General features: G+C 66.4%; 3 protein-coding genes. All 3 read left to right on the forward strand.

The features are described 5' to 3' along the window. Window positions 1–1493: PilT/PilU family type 4a pilus ATPase (locus tag Q7F20_RS18150; protein WP_370871730.1), on the forward strand; the 1493-nt coding region annotated here is incomplete at its 5' end. Continuing rightward, window positions 1493–2716: a type II secretion system F family protein gene (locus Q7F20_RS18155; RefSeq protein ID WP_305741457.1), complete on the forward strand. Its 1224-nt coding sequence runs from the start codon at window positions 1493–1495 to the stop codon at window positions 2714–2716. The genes Q7F20_RS18150 and Q7F20_RS18155, both read left to right, overlap by 1 nt. Before the next feature lie 183 nt (window positions 2717–2899). Next, window positions 2900–3367, forward strand: a complete 468-nt coding sequence (locus Q7F20_RS18160; protein ID WP_305740992.1) for a type II secretion system protein — start codon at window positions 2900–2902, stop codon at window positions 3365–3367. Window positions 3368–3400 lie beyond the last annotated feature (33 nt).

Consider the following 3400-nt stretch of genomic DNA (forward strand, 5'->3'; position numbering starts at 1 on the left):
CGGTCTACGACCTGTCCGGTGACACCGCGTGGCCGGCTCCGGCTGCGACCGTCACCGGTGGCGCCGCGCCGTCCGGGTCCGCCGCGACCGGGTCCTGGCCAGCGCCGTCCGGCGATCCCGTCGCCGTGCCGGTCGCGCAGCCGCAGGCCCGTCCCGCGACGCCGTCCGCAGCCGTTCCGGCGTCGACCGCGTCCTACGGGTACGCCGACGCCGTGACCCAGCGCCTGCCGGTCGTGCCTGCGGAATCGACCACGATCCTCCCGACGGTCGCCCCTGCCGCGACCACCCGCGTGCCAGCGCCGGCCGGCCACGACGAGATCAACTTCACCCGCCACGCGCGCGAGGTCGCCGACCCCGACCTCATCACCGCGCTCGCGCAGGTGGTCTACCAGGGCGCGTCCGACCTGCACCTCACCGCCGACGCAGCCCCGACCGTCCGCGTCGACGGGTCCCTGCGACCGGCGGTGCCGGGCGGTCCGTGGGCACGGAACAAGGTGATCGCCGCCCTCAAGACGCTCCTCTCCGTCGAGCAGGCCGGGCAGTTCGACCACGAGCAGGAACTCGACTTCGCGTACTCGCTGTCGCCCGAGTACCGGTTCCGCGTGAACTACTACCAGCAGCGTGGGAACTGGGGCGCTGCCTTCCGCATCATCCCCACGAAGATCAAGACCCTCAAGGAACTCGGCATCCCGCAGCACGTGGGGGAGTTCGCCAAGTTGCCACGAGGCCTCGTGCTCGTGACCGGGCCGACCGGCTCCGGCAAGTCGACCACGCTCGCCGCCCTCATCGACCTCGTCAACGAGACCCGGGCGGACCACATCGTCACGGTCGAGGACCCGATCGAGTTCATGCACGACCACAAGAAGGCGATCATCAACCAGCGCGAGGTCGGGGCGGACACGCACTCGTTCGCCGCCGCGCTGAAGCACGTGCTCCGTCAGGACCCGGACGTCATCCTCATCGGCGAGCTCCGCGACCTCGAGACGATCTCCGTCGCGCTCACCGCAGCCGAGACCGGGCACCTCGTGTTCGCCACCCTGCACACGCAGAGTGCCCCCGGCACGATCGACCGCGTCATCGACGTCTTCCCGCCGCACCAGCAGGGGCAGATCCGGACGCAGCTCGCCTCGACGCTCGAGGGGGTCGTCTGCCAGACGCTCGTCCCGAAGGCCAACGGCGCTGGTCGGGTCGTCGCCACCGAGATCATGAAGACCACCCCGGCCATCGGGAACCTCGTGCGCGAGGGCAAGACCTACCAGATCACCTCCGCCATGCAGGCCGGGCGTGACATGGGCATGCACACGATGGACCAGGACCTCGCCGAGCTCGTGAACGTCGGCACCGTGACGCGGGCTGCCGCGATGGAGAAGGTGCACGACCTCGAGGGCTTCGACCGGCTCGTGCAGCGCGTCGAGTCCCCGTCCGACTCCTCGGCCGCCGCGATCGCCGCGTCCGAGATCGACTTCGGCGACAAGTACTCAGGAGGCCACTGATGTCGCTCGCCTACGACTACCGGGGGCGCGACGGCGCCGGGAAGCTGGTGAAGGGTCGGCTCGACGCCGCGTCGGAGGGTGCGGTCGTCCAGCGCCTGCGGGGCATGGGGGTCTCGCCGATCGCGATCACCGAGGCGAAGCCCGGCACGGGGTTGCAGACCGAGATCAAGATCCCGGGGTTCGAGAAGCACGTCGGGCTCAAGGACCTGGCGATCATGTCGCGTCAGGCATCGACCATGCTCGCGTCGGGGCTCTCGTTGTTGCGCGCCCTGTCGATCCTCGCCGACCAGACCGACTCCAAGCACCTCGCCGAGCTCCTCGGGAAGATCCGAGACGACGTCGAGCGCGGTGTCTCGTTCTCCGAAGCCGTCGCCAAGTTCCCGTCCGACTTCCCCCCGATCATGATCAACATGATCCGGGCGGGGGAGACCGGCGGCTTCCTCGACAGGGCGATGGACTCCATCGCCACGAACTTCGAGAAGGAGCACAAGCTCCGGACCACCATCCGGTCGGCGATGACCTACCCGACGGTCGTCCTCGTGATGTCGCTCGTCGCCGTCGTGGTCATGCTCGTGTTCATCGTCCCCATCTTCCAGAAGATGTTCGCCGGCCTGGGTGGACAGCTGCCACTGCCGACGATGATGCTGGTCTACGCGTCGCACGCGCTGGTGTGGGTGGGACCGATCCTCGCCGTCGCCGGCATCCTCGGCTGGCTTTGGTACCGGGCGAACAAGAACACCGACCGTGTCCGTGGCTTCCTGGACCCGTTGCGCATGCGACTCCCGATCTTCGGCTCGCTGAACAAGAAGATCGTCATCGCCCGTTTCGCGCGGAACTTCTCGGACATGATCGGCGCTGGAGTTCCTATCCTCCAGGCATTGCAGATCGTCGGTGAAGTGTCGAACAACTTCGTTGTGCAGAAAGCACTCGAACGCGTTCGGGAATCTGTGCGAAAAGGCACGTCGATCGCGGAACCGCTCGGAAATGAAACGGTATTCCCGCAGATGGTCTCGCAAATGGTCGCCGTCGGTGAAGATGCGGGCTCGATGGAATTGATGCTCGAGAAGATCGCGGAGTTCTACGACAACGAGGTCGAGTCGACGACCGAGGCACTGACCTCGCTCATCGAACCGCTGCTCATCGCCTTCCTGGGCGTCGTCGTCGGCGGGATGATCGTCGCGCTGTACCTTCCGATCTTCCAGATCACGAACCTGGTGCATTGACCGTCAGCCCCAGAACGGGGTGCACCATCCGTGCGATGCCCCCGCTTCTGGGGGCATTTCACTGCCCGAAGACCCCCCGTTTTCGGGATTCTGGCGGGAAAGTTGCGCGAATACGCTGATGCCCGGCGGCGAGCAAACGCCGGACAAATCCACCAGACCTTTTCGCACGGATCGGAAACCCCTATGTACTTCCGCCTCATGGGCAAGCTGAACGCTCGCCGCCAGAACCTGCTCGAGGAGAACGAGAAGGGCTTCACCCTGATCGAGCTCCTGGTGGTCGTGATCATCATCGGCATCCTCGCCGCGATCGCGATCCCGGTGTACCTCAACGTGCAGAACAACGCGAAGGACTCGTCCGTGCAGAACGACGTGACGAACCTGAAGACGGCCATCGTGTCGCTGCAGACGGCCGCCAACGGGACCATGCCCTCGGTCTTCAACATCACCACCTCGACGTTCCCGACGCCCACCGTTCCGGCCGGCTCCAGCGCCTCGACCTGGTCGGACGCCGGTGCCACCTTCGGTGCGAACACGACCCGCCTGCAGTGGTCACTCGTCGGCACCAGCGGCTTCTGCATCCAGGGCACGAGCTCGACCACCAAGAACTTCTTCGCGAGCGACACGAAGGGTGTCAACAGCACCAGCTGCTGATGACACACCACCACGAGAGAGACTGAAATGTAC

Source organism: Curtobacterium sp. A7_M15 (assembly GCF_030705415.1).
Lineage (GTDB): Bacteria > Actinomycetota > Actinomycetes > Actinomycetales > Microbacteriaceae > Curtobacterium.